At 66.8% G+C, this 18376-nt stretch carries 22 protein-coding genes and 2 pseudogenes; 9 read left to right on the forward strand and 15 right to left on the reverse strand.

Going from position 1 to position 18376, the window contains the following annotated elements; genetic code table 11:
- Nucleotides 1–31 precede the first annotated feature (31 nt).
- Both ACQKQD_RS25900 and ACQKQD_RS25905 read left to right on the forward strand, forming a co-directional pair.
- Nucleotides 32–310, forward strand: a pseudogene (locus tag ACQKQD_RS25900) (LexA family protein); the annotation flags it as partial.
- Complete coding sequence (locus ACQKQD_RS25905) at nucleotides 307–1635, forward strand: Y-family DNA polymerase (RefSeq protein ID WP_427509944.1); 1329 nt, start codon at nucleotides 307–309, stop codon at nucleotides 1633–1635. The pseudogene ACQKQD_RS25900 and the gene ACQKQD_RS25905, both read left to right, overlap by 4 nt.
- A gap of 520 nt (nucleotides 1636–2155) precedes the next feature.
- Here the strand turns inward: ACQKQD_RS25905 and ACQKQD_RS25910 are convergent.
- Complete coding sequence (locus ACQKQD_RS25910) at nucleotides 2156–2824, reverse strand: RloB family protein (protein WP_427509945.1); 669 nt, start codon at nucleotides 2822–2824, stop codon at nucleotides 2156–2158.
- Nucleotides 2808–4088: an AAA family ATPase gene (locus ACQKQD_RS25915; RefSeq protein ID WP_427509946.1), complete on the reverse strand. Its 1281-nt coding sequence runs from the start codon at nucleotides 4086–4088 to the stop codon at nucleotides 2808–2810. Before ACQKQD_RS25915 ends, ACQKQD_RS25910 begins: the two co-directional genes overlap by 17 nt.
- 727 nt (nucleotides 4089–4815) lie before the next feature.
- Here ACQKQD_RS25915 and flgB point away from each other — a divergent pair.
- The 7 genes from flgB to ACQKQD_RS25950 all read left to right on the forward strand — a co-directional run bounded on the left by flgB (nucleotide 4816) and on the right by ACQKQD_RS25950 (nucleotide 11273).
- Nucleotides 4816–5217: a flagellar basal body rod protein FlgB gene (gene flgB, locus ACQKQD_RS25920; protein ID WP_427509947.1), complete on the forward strand. Its 402-nt coding sequence runs from the start codon at nucleotides 4816–4818 to the stop codon at nucleotides 5215–5217.
- A gap of 65 nt (nucleotides 5218–5282) precedes the next feature.
- Nucleotides 5283–5690, forward strand: a complete 408-nt coding sequence (gene flgC, locus ACQKQD_RS25925; RefSeq protein WP_020094248.1) for a flagellar basal body rod protein FlgC — start codon at nucleotides 5283–5285, stop codon at nucleotides 5688–5690.
- A 44-nt stretch (nucleotides 5691–5734) separates the two neighbouring features.
- The gene (gene fliE, locus ACQKQD_RS25930; protein ID WP_012319201.1) at nucleotides 5735–6049 is read left to right on the forward strand and encodes a flagellar hook-basal body complex protein FliE; all 315 of its coding nucleotides are present in this window, start codon (nucleotides 5735–5737) and stop codon (nucleotides 6047–6049) included.
- A gap of 48 nt (nucleotides 6050–6097) precedes the next feature.
- Complete coding sequence (gene fliQ / locus ACQKQD_RS25935) at nucleotides 6098–6364, forward strand: flagellar biosynthesis protein FliQ (RefSeq protein WP_012319200.1); 267 nt, start codon at nucleotides 6098–6100, stop codon at nucleotides 6362–6364.
- 51 nt (nucleotides 6365–6415) lie between these two features.
- Nucleotides 6416–7177, forward strand: coding sequence for a flagellar biosynthetic protein FliR (fliR, locus tag ACQKQD_RS25940; protein WP_042675345.1), 762 nt, complete (start codon nucleotides 6416–6418; stop codon nucleotides 7175–7177).
- Between the two features lie 53 nt (nucleotides 7178–7230).
- Nucleotides 7231–8298 carry a flagellar biosynthesis protein FlhB gene (gene flhB, locus ACQKQD_RS25945; RefSeq protein WP_427509948.1) on the forward strand — a complete coding sequence of 356 codons (1068 nt, stop codon included), beginning with the start codon at nucleotides 7231–7233 and terminating at the stop codon, nucleotides 8296–8298.
- Nucleotides 8299–8477: 179 nt separating this feature from the next.
- Entirely contained in the window at nucleotides 8478–11273 is a 2796-nt protein-coding gene (locus ACQKQD_RS25950; protein WP_427509949.1) for an ATP-binding protein, read from the forward strand.
- A 122-nt stretch (nucleotides 11274–11395) separates the two neighbouring features.
- On the opposite strand, the gene recA is transcribed toward ACQKQD_RS25950, so the two are convergent.
- From recA to ACQKQD_RS26015, 13 genes and pseudogenes are all read right to left on the reverse strand, one after another.
- Nucleotides 11396–12457: a recombinase RecA gene (gene recA, locus ACQKQD_RS25955; protein WP_373866322.1), complete on the reverse strand. Its 1062-nt coding sequence runs from the start codon at nucleotides 12455–12457 to the stop codon at nucleotides 11396–11398.
- Between the two features lie 516 nt (nucleotides 12458–12973).
- Complete coding sequence (rpsQ, locus tag ACQKQD_RS25960; RefSeq protein WP_020094254.1) at nucleotides 12974–13237, reverse strand: 30S ribosomal protein S17; 264 nt, start codon at nucleotides 13235–13237, stop codon at nucleotides 12974–12976.
- A 21-nt stretch (nucleotides 13238–13258) separates the two neighbouring features.
- Nucleotides 13259–13474: a 50S ribosomal protein L29 gene (gene rpmC / locus ACQKQD_RS25965; RefSeq protein WP_020094255.1), complete on the reverse strand. Its 216-nt coding sequence runs from the start codon at nucleotides 13472–13474 to the stop codon at nucleotides 13259–13261.
- Nucleotides 13475–13486: 12 nt separating this feature from the next.
- Entirely contained in the window at nucleotides 13487–13900 is a 414-nt protein-coding gene (rplP, locus tag ACQKQD_RS25970; RefSeq protein ID WP_012319193.1) for a 50S ribosomal protein L16, read from the reverse strand.
- A gap of 11 nt (nucleotides 13901–13911) precedes the next feature.
- Entirely contained in the window at nucleotides 13912–14658 is a 747-nt protein-coding gene (gene rpsC, locus ACQKQD_RS25975) for a 30S ribosomal protein S3 (RefSeq protein ID WP_012319192.1), read from the reverse strand.
- 10 nt (nucleotides 14659–14668) lie between these two features.
- Entirely contained in the window at nucleotides 14669–15055 is a 387-nt protein-coding gene (rplV, locus tag ACQKQD_RS25980; protein ID WP_012319191.1) for a 50S ribosomal protein L22, read from the reverse strand.
- A gap of 1 nt (nucleotide 15056) precedes the next feature.
- On the reverse strand, nucleotides 15057–15335 hold the full coding sequence (rpsS, locus tag ACQKQD_RS25985) for a 30S ribosomal protein S19 (RefSeq protein ID WP_012319190.1): 279 nt from the start codon (nucleotides 15333–15335) through the stop codon (nucleotides 15057–15059).
- Nucleotides 15336–15340: 5 nt separating this feature from the next.
- Nucleotides 15341–16177, reverse strand: coding sequence for a 50S ribosomal protein L2 (gene rplB / locus ACQKQD_RS25990; protein WP_020094256.1), 837 nt, complete (start codon nucleotides 16175–16177; stop codon nucleotides 15341–15343).
- 25 nt (nucleotides 16178–16202) lie between these two features.
- Nucleotides 16203–16499, reverse strand: a complete 297-nt coding sequence (locus tag ACQKQD_RS25995; protein WP_020094257.1) for a 50S ribosomal protein L23 — start codon at nucleotides 16497–16499, stop codon at nucleotides 16203–16205.
- Nucleotides 16496–17116 carry a 50S ribosomal protein L4 gene (gene rplD / locus ACQKQD_RS26000; protein WP_020094258.1) on the reverse strand — a complete coding sequence of 207 codons (621 nt, stop codon included), beginning with the start codon at nucleotides 17114–17116 and terminating at the stop codon, nucleotides 16496–16498. Before rplD ends, ACQKQD_RS25995 begins: the two co-directional genes overlap by 4 nt.
- Nucleotides 17116–17841 carry a 50S ribosomal protein L3 gene (gene rplC / locus ACQKQD_RS26005; RefSeq protein WP_020094259.1) on the reverse strand — a complete coding sequence of 242 codons (726 nt, stop codon included), beginning with the start codon at nucleotides 17839–17841 and terminating at the stop codon, nucleotides 17116–17118. Before rplC ends, rplD begins: the two co-directional genes overlap by 1 nt.
- A gap of 51 nt (nucleotides 17842–17892) precedes the next feature.
- Nucleotides 17893–18201: a 30S ribosomal protein S10 gene (gene rpsJ / locus ACQKQD_RS26010; RefSeq protein ID WP_007569268.1), complete on the reverse strand. Its 309-nt coding sequence runs from the start codon at nucleotides 18199–18201 to the stop codon at nucleotides 17893–17895.
- Nucleotides 18202–18281: 80 nt separating this feature from the next.
- Nucleotides 18282–18376, reverse strand: a pseudogene (locus ACQKQD_RS26015) (EF-Tu/IF-2/RF-3 family GTPase); the annotation flags it as partial.

Below are 18376 nucleotides of genomic sequence, written 5' to 3' on the forward strand. Positions count from 1 at the left end.
CGCGCCGCCGGCGCTCCATCCCGCGTGCCACCGCTTCGCCGGCTCGTCCATGGAGGGCGCCGGCATCTACGATCGCGACCTCGCCTGCGTCGACCGCAGCCTCAAGGCGGGCCACGGCAGCATCGTCGTCGCGGCGATTGACGGCCAGATGAGCTGCAAGCGCCTCGTGATCGACGGCAACGTCGCGCGGCTCGCCTTCTGCAACCCGGATCTGCCGGCCTTCGCGGTCGATGAGCTCGGCGAGGGCGTGATCTGGGGCGTGGTCCGCTTCTCGATCCGCTGGCACGTCGCCCGCGGGCAGCTCTTGTGAGCACGCCGGAGGCCCGCCGACGCGACCGGATCGGCGGAGGGCGCGCCGTGGCGCTGATCGACGGCAACAGCTTCTACTGCTCGTGCGAGCGCGTGTTCGACCCGAAGCTCGCCGCTGTGCCGGTGATCGTGCTCTCGAACAACGACGGCTGCGCCATCGCCCGCACCAGCGAGGCCAAGGCGCTCGGCATCAAGATGGGCGACCCGTACTTCAAGATCCGCGAGATGTGTCGGGCGCAGGGCGTGCGGGTGTTCTCGTCGAACTACACCCTCTACGGCGACATGTCGGGGCGGACCAACGCGGTCTACCGGCAGTTCAGCCCGCAGGTGGAGATCTACTCCATCGACGAGAGCTTTCTGAACCTGTCGGATGTGGCGCCGGCCTTGCGGGTCGAACTCGCCCGGGACCTGCGCGCCACGGTGCGGGCCTGGACCGGGATCCCGACCTGCGTCGGCATCGGCTCGACCAAGACGTTGGCCAAGCTCGCCAACCATATCGCCAAGACCGTGCCGGTGCTGGAGGGCGTGTGCGACCTCACCGATCCGGTGGCCTACGCACACTGGCTGTGCCGGATCGACGTCGCCGAGGTCTGGGGCATCGGCCGGGCGTCGCTCGCCAAGCTCGAGGCGATGGGCGTGGAGAGCGTGGCGGACCTGCGCGACCTCGACCCGCGACCGGTGCGCAAGGGCCTGACCGTGGTGGGCGAGCGGATCATCTACGAGCTGCGCGGCGCGGCCTGCCTGCCGCTGGAGATGGTGCCGGCGCGGCGGAAGGGCTGCGCGGTGACGCGCTCGTTCTCCAGCCGCATCACCGAGCGGGCGGTGCTGGAGGAGGCGGTGGCGGCGCACGCGACGCGGCTCGGCGAGAAGCTGCGGCGGGAAGGGTTGGGCACCAATCACGTCACGGTCTTTTACCACACGAGCGAGCACGACCGGGACGAGCCGATGCGCTCCGTCTCGACGACGGTGCAGCTGCCGGAGCACAGCTCGGACACTCTGGCGCTGATCAAGGCGGCGCGGCACGGGGTGGCCAAGACCTGGCGCGATCCGGGTGAGCGGCCGTGGCGGTACAGCAAGGCCGGGATCGTTACGAACGACCTCGTGCCGCTGTCGCACAGCCCGCGGGCGCTGATCGGCGCGCTGGACCGGGCGCGCTCGGGCCCGCTGATGGCGGCGATGGACGCGTGCAACGCGCGCTGGGGACGCGGCGCGGTGGTGCCGGCGCGCGCGGGGCTGGTCACCAGACGCGACTGGAACACGAAGTTCGAGATGCGCACGCCGCGCTACACGACGCATGTGGGCGAGTTGCCGGTCGCCTACGCCTGAGGCGACGCATTGCCGGCTGTCCGCCACCGGGTGACGTTCCGGCGCAACTCACTGATGGCGAGGCCATCGGCCTCCAGGCGCGCCAGCGCGCGGGCGGCGTGCATGGCGCGCTCTCGGCCGGGGATCCCGGCACGCTCAGCAATCTCGGTGGCGGTGGACGGCTCGGACGTTAGCGCCGCCAGCACGCGCGGGCGGATATCCTGGCGCGGCCGGGCGCCCCGAGGCGATGGGACCTTAGGCATGGCGCTGGGCTACCGCGCGTCTCCATCAACGACCAGCCGGCGGCTCGCTGCTAGGCGCCACAGCTCGGCGCCGGAGAAGATGAAATCGCAGATCCGCCACTGATCGAGCTTGTCGCCGGTCGGCGCGAGCGCGACGCCAGCGGCTCACAGCGCCGTACCGCCTCCATAATCGGGTCGGCCTCGTTGCCTGGCATCTACACGAACGCCGCATATGCAGTTAAGATCAATCCGTAAATTCGCTTTGCTAGTTGAGAAAAGCGAAGGCCCGGACAGGCGGCTTATATGTCATCTGTCCTCGCCTTGATCGAAATTCCATTAATTCGAATGATCTCAGTCAATTCATAGAAATTTGTGTGCGGATTGCCAAGGGGAGCACCTAGCTTTTCGGCCTCTTTGACTAACCGCTTCGCGCGCTTGACGGCCTCCCGATATCCAAGCCGCATCAGCTCATAATCAAAGAGTTTTGATCCATGTGGGTCATAACTCGGCATCAAAACTTTCAATGCATCTTGGACAACATGCCCCCGTGCTGGGCGACCATATTCCCCAAAATGGAGCACACCCCAAAGCTCAATGCACGGGTTGGAGAATGCCACCATAAGTCCGCCGGCGCGAGCGTTCCTGACGTGCTGCTCGACATGCGGATGATTGTCATGATCAAATATCGCCCAGCACTGGTCGAACCTCTCAAAACTATCACTTTTTGATCGGCGCATCTCCTGTAGTATTTTCGAAGCTTCTGCGACAACCGTCTGCGGCACACCAACGCCGCCGACAGTACGGATCTGCACAAGTCCATTCCCGTGATCTCGGCAAAATTCTGCGAGATATTGGGGCTCGGTATTCCTTCCTTCGCACACAGCCACAATTCGAAATTTTGGCCTCAGCATTGCTCGGCGACGAGATAGTTTCGGCGGCACCACACGGGCTTTAGCGGGTCTGCTCATTGGTGCTGATCATTTGCTCGATGGAACCAAAGAATGGGATTGCGCCAAAACGGCCCTGGATATATCCGCGTTCAATATTATCAGATTTTCTTATTTTCAGATCACTAAGTGGATATAATACTGTGTTTCCTCCATGTTCTTTCTCTGCGAACCATATCTGATCTCTTCTAATGTTCTTTGAACAGAGTATGTTTGTGTCATGAGTTGTTGAGATTAACTGTCCGCCATTTGGATTTGTAGATCGATTGGAGAACAGCTCAACTATCTTGAGCGCCAAAAGAGTATGGAGGCTTGCATCAATCTCATCGACCACAAATACACCACCGGTATCCAGAGCTTCGAGCACAGGTGCAATTAGCGAGATCAAGCGAAGTGTGCCGCGACTCTCGTCAGACAGACGGAAGAAATGAGACATACCATTGCTGTCAGAATGACCAAGCAAAGGCACCTTCAAATTCTCCTCTTCGAGACTGAAGCCGCCTGCATGCTTTTTCATGAATGCCTTTAGGTCTTCCATGAAATCGTCCGGCTGATTTTTTCTTCGAGCAGGCTCAAATCGGATGTCGTTAATTCCGACATCCGCCAATCTTAGAAATTCAATGATCCTTTTGTCGTCCTGACGCTCCACAAGGACGCGAGCAACGTTGTACTCGTTTGCGAACGGATCCATCGCGAAATGTAACGACTTTGAAAAAAATTGATAAACGGCCGATAGCTGCGGATGATTATTCTGCGCAGCAGTCGATAGAAAGAGAGAATTTGATCTTGTTAAATCTTCAATCGCTCGATTTCGGCCCTTAAGGTTCTTTCCGAAAATAAATGGCTCACCGGGGCGGCGATAGAACCAAGTTTGCCGAACACGTTCAGGGTAAGCATAAAGCCATTCTTCAATATATGTCTCGTCGTTATACGTAAATCCGTAATGATACCTCACGCCATCCAGCATGAAATCGCAGTCGTTGCGAGAAACTCCAGATTGGGTGTCGGGGTCCAGCTTGAACGTTGAGCGAGGAATTTTCGCTCCTGGTTGAAGCCCAGTATACGAATGCTGCACCTGATCGGCCATATGAGATAACGCAGCAATAAGGTTAGTCTTGCCGGCCGCGTTAGCGCCGTAGATCATAACAAATGGCAAGATTTTATCTTTGAGCCCATCCGGCTCTATTAGATCAACGCCTGTATCCGTCAGTGATGACGCCACCAGCGATAATTCTTGATAGTCTTTGATGGAGCTGCTGTTGGCAGCACCGAACCGAATCAACATGGCCGCAAACCTAGATACAAGCACCCTTCTATGAGCCCGATTTGCAAATTTTTTGCAAATCGGGCTCCGAGCCGGTCATTCGCTTTCCTGTCTGGTTGGGACCGATCCCTGATGTTCACGTCGTGCACCTCTGGCAACAGGCTGTCGAATTTCGGCACGCCCCCGGCGACGTGGCAGCTCGTCAACAGACGATGATGCCCACGTGGGCTGCCTTAAACGAGCACGCGATCAAGCTGAACAGCATGAAGCTGCGGGGCAGGCGGTCACCATCCAAGATGATTGCCTCATTGGTCTCGACCGGAGCGAACTGCATGAGGAGCGCTACGAGCGCGGCATGCCCAGCGTCGTTCAGCGGGAAATGTAAGAGACGCGCGGCGGAGTCGCGAGCCTTGCTACCGAGAGATCTCTTAGGCTGATTGGTTGATGCCGGTCACATCATCCGATGTGTGGGTGTGACTATCGAAGACCGCGGGAATGTTCCTTATTAAGTCCAACGACTTAACGTTGCGAGTTCGTTAACAGACCTTTTAATTGAGCGCGCGCAAGACAATAGGTCGGGACTGCGCCGCCGGCCTGGCCGAACCGGGAGTTCACTCCCCCCGTGGCGCGAGCTGACGCGGGCACCGGCCGACCCGGAGATCGGGCTTAACGCGCCGTTAACCATGCAGGCGGCAGATTTTGCCGAGCCCGCTCGTCCCGGCGCGGCCACGCCATCCCGGAGGCGACCATGGCCCTCACCGATCTGCCCGTGCTGAGCATGCTGCGCACGCGGATGCAATGGGCGCAGGCGCGCCAGGGCGTGATCGCCGAGAACGTCGCCAACGCCGACATGCCGGGGTTCAAGCCCCGCGACCTCGTGGAGCCGCGCTTCGATCGGACGACCGGCGCCCTCGCCACCAGCGGCTCCGGCCTGACGCTCACGAGCGCGGGCCACATGGCGCCGCCTGGCCAGACGGTCGGAGCCGACTCCAAGCGCGCCAAGGGCTTCGAGGTCCGGCCCAGCGGCAACGGCGTCAACCTCGAGGACGAGATGATGAAGGCCGGCGAGAACCAGGCGGACTACCAGCTCGCCGCCTCGCTGTACCAGCACAGCCTGACCACCCTGAAGATCGCGATCGGCAAGAGCTGACGCGCGACGGCCGAATGTGGAGCGCCGACGGCCGCGGGGTCGCGGCAGCGGGAGGGTCCTGAGCCATGGAATTCACGAAGTCGCTGGCGGTGGCGGCCGCGGGCCTCAAGGCCCAGTCGGGCCGGATGCGCATCATCGCCGAGAACATCGCCAACGCCGATTCCGCGCCGGCCTCCGCCGGGGCACAGCCCTACCGCCGCAAGATCCCGACCTTCACCAGCCACCTCGACGACGAGACCGGTGCCAAGCTCGTCGAGGCGGGGCGCGTCAGGCGCGACCCGTCGGCCTTCCGGACCAAGTACGAGCCCGGCAACCCCGCGGCCGACGCCCAGGGCGTGGTGCAGATGCCCAACGTCAACGCGCTGATCGAGAACATGGACCTGCGGGAGGCCCAGCGCTCCTACGAGGCGAACCTCAACATGATCAGCGCCACCCGCAAGATGCTGGCGCAGACCCTCGGCATCCTGAAGTGACCCCCGAAGCCCGCGGCAGGACCGCTTAGCAAGGACGCATGGCGATGGCTTCGAGCAACTTCGCGGCGGGTGCCTACGCGGCCGTCCAGGGCCTCGCCGGCGGCCGGCCCGCCCCCCGGGTGCAGCCGACGACCGGCACCGGCACCGACTTCATGCAGATGCTCGGGCAGACCCTGGACAGCGTCGGCGATGCCGGCCGTCGGGCCGATTCCCAGGCCGTCTCCGCGGCCGCCGGCAAGGCCAACGTCGTGGACGTGGTCACCGCGGTCGCCGAGAGCGAGACCGCCCTGCAGACCATGGTGGCGGTGCGCGACCGCATGATCTCCGCCTACGAGGAGATCATGCGGATGCAGATCTGACCGGCCGACCGTTTCGCCGCCCGCTCCCCCCGCACAGATCGCACCCCCATGACCGGCCTCGCCATCCTCGACATCGCCCGCGACGGCATCTTCGTGTTCCTCAAGGTGGCTGGGCCCCTGATGCTGGTCGCGCTCGCGGTCGGCCTCGCCGTGTCCCTGGTCCAGGCCCTGACGCAGATCCAGGAGCAGACGCTGATCTACGTGCCCAAGGTCGTGGCGGTGTTCGCCGCGCTCCTGCTGATGCTGCCCTTCATGGGCGACGCCATGGCCGGCTACATGACCCGCATCGCCGCCCGCATCGCGGCCGGCGGCTGATGCGCCCGCCGGCCGGGACAGGCCCGGCCCCCGCGTGCCATAGGGGCCGCGATGAACCTGCTCCTGCCCGGCATCGCCTCGGCCTACCTGATCACCTTCGCGCGCATCGGCACGCTGATCATGCTGATGCCGGGGATCGGCGAGCAGACGGTGTCGCCGCGCCTGCGCCTCGCCTTCGCGCTGCTCACGTCCCTGGTGCTGTTCCCGACCGTGCGCCCGCTGCTCGGCGGCACGGAGGGCGTGGCCGGCCCGCGGCTGATCGGGCTCCTGTTCGGCGAGACGATCATCGGGCTGGTGCTCGGCCTCACGGTGCGGATGATCCTCGCCGCCCTTCAGACCGCCGGGGTGATCATCTCGGCGCAGGTCGGGCTGTCCTACGCGATGACGGTGGATCCGAGCCAGGGCGGCCAGCAGGTGGCGATCGGCAACTTCCTGTCGTTGCTCGGGATCACGCTGATCTTCGCCGCGGACCTGCACCATCTCGCCATCGAGGGCGTGGCCCGCAGCTACGTGGTGCTGCCCCCCGACGGCGTGCCGTCCTTCTCGGACGCGCTGATGCTGGCCACGAAGGCGCTGGCCCGGGGCTTCACCCTGGCGGTGCAGATCGCCGGCCCATTCATCGCCTTCGGGATCCTGTTCAACCTGGGTCTCGGCGTGCTGTCGCGGCTGATGCCCCAGATGCAGGTGTTCTTCCTGGCGGTCCCGGCCTCGGTGCTGATCGGCATGCTGCTGCTGATGGGCTGCCTCGGCGTCATGATGGGCGTCTTCCTGGACGACCTGGGCCGGTATCTCGGGGATTACGTCGGCCGCTGAGCGGCCGGATCGCCCATACCCCGACGATGTCCCCGCTCTGAGCCCGACGCGCGATGGCCGACGATACCGACGACGAGGACAAGACCGAGGAGCCGTCCCAACGACGGCTCGATCAGGCGATCGAGCGCGGCGACGTCGCGACCAGCACCGAGATCAACACCTTCGCGATACTGGCCGCGTTCACCCTGGCGCTGCTGGTCGCGGCCCCGACCATCGCCACGAACCTGTTGCACGGGCTCAAGGCCTTCCTCGCCAACGCCCATACCCTCCCGGACGACGCCACGGCCATGAAGGTGGCCATGACGCGCGGCCTGTGGCTGTGGCTTCAGGCGGTGGCGGTGCCGGTCGGGCTGGCGGTCGTGGCCGGGCTGGCCGCGGGGCTCCTGCAGCACCCGCTGGTCTTCTCCGCCGAGACGCTGATGCCGAAATTCTCGCGCCTCTCGCCGATGGCGGGCGTGAAGCGGCTCCTCGGCGTCGAGGCCCTGTTCCAGTTCGGCAAGGGGCTCGCGAAGATCGCCGCCGTGGGCGTGGTCGGCGCGGTGATGCTGTGGAACGACCGCGACCGGCTGGAAGTGTTCGCCCAGTTGGACCCGGCCGCCTCCATGCCGGCGATCCTGTCCCTCAGCCTGAAGCTGCTCGCCGGCATGCTGTGCATGCACCTCGCGATCACCCTCGGTGACGCGCTCTACGCGCGGTTCCGCTGGCGCAAGCGCCACCGGATGTCGAAGGAGGAGCTCAAGCAGGAGATGAAGGAGTCGGAGGGCAATCCCGAGGTGAAGGGGCGCCTGAAGCAGCTCCGGATGGCCCGGGTGAAGAAGCGCATGATGGCCGCGGTCCCCACCGCCACCGTCGTGGTGACGAACCCCACCCACTACGCGGTGGCGCTGCGCTACGAGACCGGCATGGCCGCGCCGGTCTGCGTCGCCAAGGGCGTCGACGCGCTCGCCCTGCGCATCCGCGCGGTGGCGGCCGAGCACGGCGTCGCGGTGATCGAGAACCCGCCGCTCGCCCGGGCGCTCCACGCCACCGTGGAGATCGACCGGGAGATCCCGGCCGAGCACTATCGCGCGGTGGCGGAGGTCATCGGGTTCGTGCTGCGCCTGCGGAGACGGGCAGCGTAGCCCCGCGCGATCCGCGCGCCGCGCCGTCTCGCCGAACGCCCGGTGGGGCGAAAGCCACGCTTCCTCCACCTTTTTTCGCGAGGCTGTGTCAAGGCTTGGCGCGACGAGACTGATGCCGCGCCCCGCATGTCCTGATATGGCCGGCGGACTAACCGGGTGACTGTTCTGGAATGAAGCCGATGGCCGACGTCACTGGACCTCCGGCGCCCGCCGCGGGCCCGCAGAATTCGGGTCCCCCGGTCGCGCAGGCCTCGTCCCTGCTGGGAACGGGCTCGATCGACCGCTCGGAACAGCCGGGCCGGGTCGGCCTGCTCCTCGTGCTCGCCGGCCTGCTGGTCGGCGCGGCCATCGGCCTGTCCTTCGTGGCCAACGAGCAGGCCCAGTCGCTGATCGTCTGGCTGCTGGCCCTGCTGGCCATGGCGGGCGTGTTCTTCCTGTTCGCCCTCGCCATCGGGGCGCTCCAGCTCAGCGGCAGCGCCGCCCGGGACGACATCACCAAGGGCATCGTCGACGCCTCGCCGGACGGCAAGCTGGTCGTGGAGGATGGCGGCCGGCTGATCTACGCCAACGAGGCCTATCTCCGGATCGCCAGCGGCGACACCTTCTCGAACCTCGTGCCGGTGGAGCGCATCCTCGTCGGCTCGCCGGAGGTCTCCGAGGCGGTGTACCGCCTGTCGCAGGCCTCGCGCGATGCGCGGGCCCATACCGAGGAGGTGCGGATGTCGCCGCCCCTCGGTCCCACGGCCGGCGAGCGCGGCTTCGGCTGGTACCGGGTCTCGGTGCGGCCCCTGGCGCGACCGCGCCGGGCAGCCTCCCTCTGGACGGTGGCCGACATCACCGCCGAGCGCGAGCGGCAGGAGAACGTCTTCCAGGAACTCCAGCACGCCATCGACTATCTCGACCACGCCCCGGCGGGCTTCCTGTCGATCGATCCGGCCGGCGCCATCGTCTACATGAACGCGACCCTGGCGGCCTGGCTCGGCTACGACCTCGCCAGCGTCGGCCCCGGCGGCCCGCACCTCACCGAGATCGCCCCGGAGGCGGACGTGCTCGTGCGCACCGCCGGCCTGCCCGGCGAGGTCCGCACCGACCGCTTCGACCTCGACCTGCGCCGCCGCAACGGCCACACCCTGCCGGTCCGGCTCTATCACCGGGTCGCCTTCGGCAAGGACGGCAAGCCCGGCTCGTCGCGGACCTTCGTGATCAACCGCTCCGCCGGGGCCGAGACCGACGAGCCGCAGCGCGCCGCCGAGGTCCGGCTCGCCCGCTTCCTCAACAACTCGCCGATCGCCATCGCGACCCTCGACAGCGGCGGCCGGATCGCCCGCGCCAACGCCTCGTTCACGCGCCTGTTCGGCACGGTCCCGCGGCAGGCCGACGACGGCGCCCCGGACGGGGAGGGTGTCCCGCGGGTCGAGCCCAACGTCGCCGACTCGGTGGCCGACCGGACCGCCCTGGAGGCCGGGCTCACCCGCGCCGCGAGCGGTCGGACCGATCCGGAGCCGATCGAGGTCCAGTTGAACGGGCCCGGCGGCCGCTCGGCCCGGGTCTGGCTCAGCCCGGCCGACGGCGGCGATCCCGGCCAGCAGACCGACGAGGCCGAGCGGGTCATCCTCTACGCCCTCGACACGACGGCGCAGCGTCAGCTCGAGCAGCAGGTCGCCCAGGCGCAGAAGATGAACGCGGTCGGCCAGCTCGCCGGCGGCATCGCGCACGACTTCAACAACGTCCTGCAGGCGATCATCGGCTACTCGGACCTGCTGCTCGCGAGCCACCGGCCGACCGACCCGGCCTTCCAGGACATCATGCAGATCAAGCAGAACGCCAACCGGGCGGCGGGCCTCGTCCGCCAGCTCCTGGCGTTCTCCCGCCGACAGACCCTGCGTCCGGAGGTGATGAATGTCGGCGAGGCGCTCTCCGAGCTGACCCTCCTCCTCAAGCGGCTCCTCGGCGAGCGCGTCGCCCTGGAGCTGAAGCACGGCCGCGAGGTCTGGCCCGTGAAGGCCGACGTCAATCAGTTCGAGCAGGTGATCGTCAATCTCGCGGTCAACGCCCGCGACGCCATGCCGGAGGGCGGCAAGCTGATGATCCGCACCGAGAACGTCTCCGATCCGGGGGCGGCCGCCGGTGCGGAGGGGCGCGGCGGGGCGCCGGCGGGCGACCACGTGCTGATCGAGGTGCGCGACACCGGCCAGGGCATCCCGCCCGAGCTGATGGAGAAGATCTTCGAGCCGTTCTTCACCACCAAGGAGATCGGCAAGGGCACCGGCCTCGGGCTCTCGACGGTGTTCGGCATCGTCAAGCAGTCCGGCGGCACCATCGACGTGCAGTCGAAGGTCGGGGAGGGCACGGCCTTCCGCATCTACCTGCCGCGTCACGTGCCCGTGGCGGAGCCCGAGGAGGTGCCGGTCGCGGCGGCCGAGCCGGCACTGCCGCGCGCGGAGCCGCTCGCGCCGGCTTCCACCACCGCCCATCCCGATTCCGGGTCGGACGCCAAGCCGGTCACCGCGCCGGCCGCGGGCGGCGACGCCGCTGTGCCGAAAGGGGAGACGCCGCCCGCCAAGGTCGACAAGCCGGCGCCGCGCAAGCCCGCCGCCGATCATACGGGGCAGGGGACCATCCTGCTCGTCGAGGACGAGGACCCGGTGCGGGCGGTCAATAGCCGGGCGCTCTCGGCCCGCGGCTACACGGTGCTGGAGGCGGCCTCGGGCCTCGAGGCCCTGGCGATCGTCCGCGAGGGCGCGCAGACCATCGATCTCGTCGTCTCCGACGTGGTCATGCCCGAGATGGACGGCCCGACGCTCCTGCGGGAGGTGCGCAAGCATCAGCCCGACCTGAAGGTCATCTTCGTGTCCGGCTACGCCGAGGACGCGTTCCGCAAGAACCTGCCCGAGGGTGAGACCTTCAACTTCCTGCCCAAGCCCTTCAGCCTGAAGCAGCTCGTCGAGACCGTGAAGAAGACGATGGCGGACTGACCGGCCCCACGCGTCCGGTCACCGTCGCTCAACGAAGAGCGGCCCCGGAGAGACTCCGGGGCCGCGCATCTTCGAAAGTCGCAGGTCCACCGCGCGCCGTCGCCGGCGCGCGGCGGCGCGGCCTAGGCCTCGCCCTCGTCGAGATCGTCCGCCGTCGGCGCGGCGTTCTCAAGGATCTTCTCGGCGACCAGACCGGAATTCTGCCGGATCGAGCCCTCGATCTCGGCCGCGATCTTCGGGTTGTCGCGCAGGAAGCCCTTCGAGTTCTCGCGGCCCTGGCCGAGGCGCTGGCTGTTGTACGAGAACCAGGCGCCCGACTTCTCGACGATCCCGGCCTTCACGCCGAGGTCGATCAGCTCGCCGACCTTCGACACGCCCTCGCCGAACATGATGTCGAACTCGACCTGCTTGAAGGGCGGCGCGACCTTGTTCTTCACCACCTTGACGCGGACCTGGTTGCCGATCGCCTCGTCGCGGTCCTTGAGCGTCGAGATGCGGCGGATATCGAGGCGCACCGAGGCGTAGAACTTGAGGGCGTTGCCGCCCGTGGTCGTCTCGGGGCTGCCGTACATGACGCCGATCTTCATCCGGATCTGGTTGATGAAGATGACCATGCAGTTCGAGCGCGAGATCGAGCCGGTCAGCTTGCGCAGGGCCTGGCTCATCAGGCGGGCCTGGAGGCCCGGCTGGCTCTCGCCCATCTCGCCCTCGATCTCGGCCCGCGGGGTCAGCGCGGCCACCGAATCGACCACCAGCACGTCGATGGCGCCCGAGCGCACCAGCGTGTCGGTGATCTCGAGCGCCTGCTCACCCGTATCGGGCTGGGAGATCAGCAGGTCGTCGAGGTTCACGCCGAGCTTGCGGGCGTAGACCGGGTCCAGAGCGTGCTCGGCATCCACGAAGGCGCAGACGCCGCCCTTCTTTTGGGCCTCCGCGATCGTGTGGAGCGCCAGCGTCGTCTTGCCGGACGATTCGGGACCGTAGATCTCGATCACGCGGCCGCGGGGTAGGCCGCCGACGCCGAGCGCGATGTCGAGGCCCAGCGAGCCGGTCGAGACGGTCTCGACCTCCTGGACCTTGTCGCTCTTGCCGAGCCGCATGATCGAGCCCTTGCCGAAGGCGCGCTCGATCTGAGACAGGGCGGCGTCGATCGCCTTGGACTTGTCCTTGTCCACCGGGGGCATGTCGACCACTTTCAATGCGGGCTGGGCCATCTGGCGGGCTCCTTATGAAGGGGTTGGACGCAGTTCACAACGCGCGTCGCCACCGCCTTTGTGTACCCGTTTTGTTCTCAGCCAGCAAGGCCGGAGCGCCGTTTTGCTGGACGCAAGTCACGAAATCCCGGCTCGAGCCCCGGGTGCACCGCGACAGCAATCCAATCCGGTAATCGGCCGCAAGGACCCGTACGAACGCCGACACAACGCGCCGGACGGGACGACCGCCAGCCGCAATGGCGACGCCGCCCGCGGTCCCGCAGCAGGCTCGGCCCGCCCGCGACCGGAACCCAACCGCCAGACATGTGGCCGAAAACGACGACGCCCGGCACGAATCCGGCTCTCGCGAGTCGAATTGCGTCCGGGCGTTCGTCGTACCGGTCGCCGGGCATCCCCGGGATGGTCACCCCAGAGGGGGCACCATCCCGCGACGCCGCGGGCGGGATCCTGGCGGACGCGGAGACCGCAGCCGCCGGGCCCCCAGGATCAGGCGGCCTCGCCGGCCTCGGCCTGGGCGGCCTCGCCCTCGACCAGCTTCCAGGTCTTGGTCTTGGAGAACGGACGGCACTCCTCGATGAACACCGTCTGCCCGACCTTGGCGACGTTGCCCTCGTCGTGCGCGTGGTAGTTCTTCGACCGCCGCACGGTCTTCTTCATCACCGGGTGCGTGAAGCGGCGCTCCACCTTCACCACGATGGTCTTCTCACCCTTGTCGCTGACGACGGTGCCCTGCAGGATGCGCTTCGGCATGGTTGTCTCCTAAAACCCGCCTCAGCCCTTGGCCTGCTGCAGCGTCTTGGAACGCTGCAGAGTCCGGACACGGGCGATGTCGCGACGGACCTCGCGGACGCGGGCGACGTTCTCGAGCTGGCCGGTGGCCCCCTGGAAGCGCAGGTTGAACTGCTCCTTCTTGAGGTTGATCAGCTCGTCATTCAGCTGATCCGGCGACAGCGCCTTCAGATCAGACAGTCTCTGGGTCGACTTCACGATATCCTCCGTTCAGTCGGCGATGCGCTGGACGACCCGCGTGCGGATCGGGAGCTTCGCGGCGCCGAGGCGGAGCGCCTCCTTGGCGATGTTCTCGGCAACGCCGTCGACCTCGAACATGATCCGGCCGGGATGGACCCGGGCCGCCCAGTAATCCGGGGCGCCCTTACCGGAGCCCATGCGGACCTCGGTCGGCTTCGACGACACCGGGACGTCCGGGAACACCCGGATCCAGACGCGGCCCTGGCGCTTCATCTCGCGGGTGATCGCGCGGCGGGCCGCCTCGATCTGACGGGCGGTGACGCGCTCGGGCTCCACCGCCTTCAGGCCGAACTGGCCGAAGTTCAGCTCGAAGCCGCCCTTGGCCGCACCGTGGATGCGGCCCTTGAACTGCTTGCGGAAGCGGGTCTTTTTCGGTTGCAGCATGGCTTCCTACCTTACGCGTGCTCGCGCTCGCGGCGTCCGCGCTCGCGGCCGCCCTCGCCATCGCGCTCACGGCGTCCGCCAGAGCGGCCGCCCTCTTCCTGGGCCTTCTTGTCCTGGGCCATGGGGTCGTGCTCGAGGATCTCGCCCTTGAACACCCACACCTTGATGCCGCAGGTCCCGTAGGTCGTGAACGCCGTGGCGGTGCCGTAGTCGACGTCGGCGCGCAGCGTGTGCAGCGGGACGCGGCCCTCGCGGTACCATTCCTGGCGGGCAATCTCGGCGCCGCCGAGACGGCCCGAGCAGTTGATCCGGATGCCCTCGGCGCCCAGACGCATGGCCGACTGCACGGCCCGCTTCATGGCACGCCGGAAGGCGACGCGGCGCTCGAGCTGCTGGGCGATCGAGTCGGCCACCAGGGTGGCGTCGATCTCGGGCTTGCGCACCTCGACGATGTTGATGGTCACGTCGGCCTTGGTCATCGTGCCGACGAGCTTGCGCAGCTTCTCGATGTCCGCGCCCTTCTTGCCGATCACCACGCCCGGACGGCCCGAGTGGATGGTGACCCGACACTTCCGGTGCGGGCGCTCGATGACGATCTTGGAGACCGCCGCCTGCTTGAGCTGCTTCATGAGGGCGGCGCGGATCGCGACGTCCTCGTGCATGAGCTTCGCGTAGTCGCCCTTGTTGGCGAACCAGCGGGAGTCCCAGGTCCGGTTGATGCCGAGCCGGAGACCGATCGGGTTGACTTTCTGACCCATCAGATCCTCCTCAAGCCGCTTCGGCTTGGCGGACTTCGCGAACCACGATGGTGAGGTTCGAGAAGGGCTTCAGGATGCGCGCGCCGCGGCCGCGGGCGCGGGCGTGGAAACGCTTGAGAACCAGCGCCTTGCCCACGAAGGCCTGGGACACGACGAGGTCGTCGACGTCCAGGTCGTGGTTGTTCTCGGCGTTGGCGATGGCGCTCTCGAGGCACTTCTTGACCTCGGTCGAGATCCGCTTGCGCGAGAACTGCAACTCGGCGAGCGCCGTGTCGACCTTCTTGCCGCGGATCATCTGCGCCACGAGGTTGAGCTTCTGCGGGCTGACGCGCAGCATGCGCGCGACGGCCTTCGCCTCGTTCTCGGGGAGCGCGCGGGGGGTGGCTTGCTTGCCCATCTCAGCGCCTCTTCGCCTTCTTGTCGGCCGCGTGGCCCGGGAAGGTGCGGGTCGGCGAGAACTCGCCGAACTTGTGCCCGACCATCTCCTCGGTGACGTAGACCGGGATGTGCTTCTGCCCGTTGTGCACACCGAAGGTGAGCCCGACGAACTGCGGGAGGATCGTGGAGCGGCGGCTCCAGATCTTGATGACCTCGGAGCGCGAGGAGCCCCGCGCCGCCTCGGCCTTCTTGAAGAGGTAGCCGTCGACGAACGGCCCCTTCCAGAGAGAGCGTGCCATAGCGATTACTTCTTGCGGTTGTGGCGGCTGGACAGGATGAACACGTCGGTCCGCTTGTTGGACCGGGTCTTCTTCCCCTTGGTGGGCACACCCCAGGGCGTGACCGGGTTGCGGCCGCCCGAGGTGCGACCCTCGCCGCCGCCGTGCGGATGGTCGACCGGGTTCATCGCCACACCGCGGTTGTGCGGGCGCTTGCCGAGCCAACGGTTGCGCCCGGCCTTGCCGAGCGAAATGTTCATGTGGTCCGGGTTCGAGACCGCGCCGACGCTGGCGAAGCACTGGCCGTGGACCAGGCGCTGCTCGCCCGAGTTCAGGCGGAGCGTCACGTAGCCCTGGTCGCGGCCGACGATCTGCGCGTAGTTGCCGGCCGAGCGGGCGATCGCGCCGCCCTTGCCGATCTTCAGCTCGACATTGTGGACGATCGTGCCTACCGGCATCGAGCCGACCGGAGCGGCGTTGCCCGGCTTGATGTCGACGCTCTCGCCGGCCACCACCTTGTCGCCCGGCTGCAGGCGCTGCGGGGCCAGGATGTAGCTCTGCTTCCCGTCGGGGAAGTTGATCAGCGCGATGAACGCCGTGCGGTTCGGATCGTACTCGATCCGCTCCACCGTGGCGGCGACGCCGAGCTGCTCGCGACGCTTGAAATCGACGTTGCGCAGCACGCGCTTGTGGCCGCCGCCGCGGAAGCGGACGGTGATGCGGCCGAGATTGTTGCGGCCGCCGGAGGACGACTTGCCCTCCGTCAGCGCCTTCACCGGCTTGCCCTTGTAGAGCTCACGGCGGTCGACGAGCACGAGCTGGCGCAGGCTCGGCGTGACCGGTTTGAATGTCTTCAAGGCCATCGGCTTGGATCCCTAAATCCCGTCCTCAGAGCCCGGTCGTGACGTCGATCGAGTGGCCCTCGGCCAGGGTCACGATCGCCTTCTTCACGTCGGAGCGCTGTCCGCGGAGACCGCGGAAAATCTTCTTCTTACCCTTGGTGACAAGGGTGTTCACGGCCGTGACCTTCACGTCGAACAGCTTCTCGACGGCCTCCTTGATCTGAGGCTTCGTCGCCTTGGGGGCGACGCGGAAGACGACCTTGTTCTGCTCGGTCAGGTTGGTCGCCTTCTCGGTGATGACCGGGGAGACGACGATGTCGTAGTGGCGCGGATCGGCACTCATTTGAAACGCTCCTCCAGCGCGTCGACGGCAGCCTTCGTCAGGACGAGCGTGTCGCGGCGCAGGATGTCGTAGACGTTGATGCCCTGCACGGGCAGCACGTCGATCTGCGGGATGGCGCGGGCGGCCCGGCCGAAATTCACGTCGACCTCGGCACCGCCGATGATCAGCGCGTTCGAGAGGCCCATCTTGCCGAAGCGCTCGATGAGACCCTTGGTCTTGTGATCCTCGATCTTGATGTCGTCGACGACGATCAGGGTCGAGGCCTTGGCCTTGGCCGACAGGGCGTGGCGCAACGCCAGCGCGCGGACCTTCTTGGGCAGGTCGTGGCTGTGGTCGCGCGGCACGGGGCCGAAGGCGCGCCCGCCGCCGCGGAACTGCGGCGCCGAGGCCGCGCCGTGGCGGGCGTTACCGGTGCCCTTCTGCTTGTAGAGCTTCTTGCGGGTCCGGTTCACGTCCGAGCGGTTCTGCACGGCGTGGGTACCGGCGCGCCGCTTGGCGAGCTGCCAGCGGACCATGCGTTGCAGCAGGTCGGCGCGCGGCTCCAGGCCGAAGATCTCTTCGTTCAGCTCGACCGAGCCGGCGCCGGCACCGTCGAGGGTTTTGATATCGAGCTTCATCACGCGGTCTCCTCAGCCGCAGGGGCCTCGGTCGCCGGGGCGGAGGCGCCGTTCTCGCGGAACTTGCCCGGCAGCGGAACGTCGGCGGGGAGCTTGCGCTTCACCGCGTCGCGGATCTGGATCCAGCCGCCGGCGACGCCCGGGACCGCGCCCTCGACCAGGATCAGGCCGCGCTCGGGATCGGTGCGCACGACGCGCAGGTTCTGGGTGGTGACCCGCTCGACGCCGAGGTGACCCGGCATCTTCTTGTTCTTGAAGGTCTTGCCCGGGTCCTGGCGGCCGCCGGTCGAACCGATCGAGCGGTGCGAGATCGACACGCCGTGGGTGGCGCGCAGGCCGCCGAAGTTCCAGCGCTTGATACCGCCGGCGAAGCCCTTACCGGTCGTGGTGCCGGTGACATCCACGAACTGGCCGGGGATGAAGTGGTCCGCGGTGATCTCGGCGCCGACCGGGATCAGCGCGTCCTCGGACACGCGGAACTCGGCGAGCTTCTTCTTCGGCTCGACCTTGGCGACCGCGAAGCGGCCCCGCTCGGCGGCCGAGACGTTCTTGACCTTGGCCTTGCCGACGCCGACCTGCAGCGCAACGTAGCCGTTCTTCTCGACGGTGCGGTGGGCAACCACCTGGCACTGATCGATCTTGAGCACGGTGACGGGGACATGCTCCCCCGCGTCCGTGAAGACGCGGGTCATGCCGACCTTCTGTGCGATGACGCCTGAGCGCATAGGTTCTCTCCCTCGCGCGATGAAACGGTAAGCTCTAAGTCCTCAGCGGACTCAGAGCTTGATCTCCACGTCCACGCCAGCGGCGAGGTCGAGCTTCATCAGCGCGTCCACGGTCTGAGGCGTCGGATCGACGATATCGAGCACCCGCTTGTGCGTGCGCATCTCGAACTGCTCGCGCGACTTCTTGTCGATGTGGGGCGAGCGGTTCACGGTGAACTTGGCGATGTGCGTCGGGAGCGGGATCGGGCCGCGGATGGTCGCGCCCGTACGCTTGGCCGTGGAGACAATCTCCTTGGTCGACGCATCGAGGATGCGGTGATCGAACGCCTTGAGGCGAATGCGGATGTTCTGACCGTTCATGATCCTGGAACCTTGAGAGGGACGGCGGGGTACGCGAGGCCTTCACCCCGCCGCGCCCTGCTAAGGATGCTTGCTCGAGCTCAGTCGTTGATGGCGGCGACGACGCCGGCGCCGACGGTGCGGCCGCCCTCGCGGATGGCGAAGCGCAGCTTCTCCTCCATGGCCACCGGCACGA

The sequence above is a fragment of the Methylobacterium sp. NPDC080182 genome, from assembly GCF_050281105.1.
Classification (GTDB): domain Bacteria; phylum Pseudomonadota; class Alphaproteobacteria; order Rhizobiales; family Beijerinckiaceae; genus Methylobacterium.

Excerpts from the sequence above, each read along its gene's own strand:
- ACQKQD_RS25910 (WP_427509945.1), bottom strand. The coding sequence starts at position 2,824 with ATGAGCAGACCCGCTAAAGCCCGTGTGGTGCCGCCGAAACTATCTCGT.
- ACQKQD_RS25915 (WP_427509946.1), bottom strand. The coding sequence starts at position 4,088 with ATGTTGATTCGGTTCGGTGCTGCCAACAGCAGCTCCATCAAAGACTAT.
- flgB (WP_427509947.1), top strand. The coding sequence starts at position 4,816 with ATGGCCCTCACCGATCTGCCCGTGCTGAGCATGCTGCGCACGCGGATG.
- flgC (WP_020094248.1), top strand. The coding sequence starts at position 5,283 with ATGGAATTCACGAAGTCGCTGGCGGTGGCGGCCGCGGGCCTCAAGGCC.
- fliE (WP_012319201.1), top strand. The coding sequence starts at position 5,735 with ATGGCTTCGAGCAACTTCGCGGCGGGTGCCTACGCGGCCGTCCAGGGC.
- fliQ (WP_012319200.1), top strand. The coding sequence starts at position 6,098 with ATGACCGGCCTCGCCATCCTCGACATCGCCCGCGACGGCATCTTCGTG.
- fliR (WP_042675345.1), top strand. The coding sequence starts at position 6,416 with ATGAACCTGCTCCTGCCCGGCATCGCCTCGGCCTACCTGATCACCTTC.
- flhB (WP_427509948.1), top strand. The coding sequence starts at position 7,231 with ATGGCCGACGATACCGACGACGAGGACAAGACCGAGGAGCCGTCCCAA.
- ACQKQD_RS25950 (WP_427509949.1), top strand. The coding sequence starts at position 8,478 with ATGGCCGACGTCACTGGACCTCCGGCGCCCGCCGCGGGCCCGCAGAAT.
- recA (WP_373866322.1), bottom strand. The coding sequence starts at position 12,457 with ATGCCCCCGGTGGACAAGGACAAGTCCAAGGCGATCGACGCCGCCCTG.
- rpsQ (WP_020094254.1), bottom strand. The coding sequence starts at position 13,237 with ATGCCGAAGCGCATCCTGCAGGGCACCGTCGTCAGCGACAAGGGTGAG.
- rplP (WP_012319193.1), bottom strand. The coding sequence starts at position 13,900 with ATGCTGCAACCGAAAAAGACCCGCTTCCGCAAGCAGTTCAAGGGCCGC.
- rpsC (WP_012319192.1), bottom strand. The coding sequence starts at position 14,658 with ATGGGTCAGAAAGTCAACCCGATCGGTCTCCGGCTCGGCATCAACCGG.
- rplV (WP_012319191.1), bottom strand. The coding sequence starts at position 15,055 with ATGGGCAAGCAAGCCACCCCCCGCGCGCTCCCCGAGAACGAGGCGAAG.
- rpsS (WP_012319190.1), bottom strand. The coding sequence starts at position 15,335 with ATGGCACGCTCTCTCTGGAAGGGGCCGTTCGTCGACGGCTACCTCTTC.
- rplB (WP_020094256.1), bottom strand. The coding sequence starts at position 16,177 with ATGGCCTTGAAGACATTCAAACCGGTCACGCCGAGCCTGCGCCAGCTC.
- ACQKQD_RS25995 (WP_020094257.1), bottom strand. The coding sequence starts at position 16,499 with ATGAGTGCCGATCCGCGCCACTACGACATCGTCGTCTCCCCGGTCATC.
- rplD (WP_020094258.1), bottom strand. The coding sequence starts at position 17,116 with ATGAAGCTCGATATCAAAACCCTCGACGGTGCCGGCGCCGGCTCGGTC.
- rplC (WP_020094259.1), bottom strand. The coding sequence starts at position 17,841 with ATGCGCTCAGGCGTCATCGCACAGAAGGTCGGCATGACCCGCGTCTTC.
- rpsJ (WP_007569268.1), bottom strand. The coding sequence starts at position 18,201 with ATGAACGGTCAGAACATCCGCATTCGCCTCAAGGCGTTCGATCACCGC.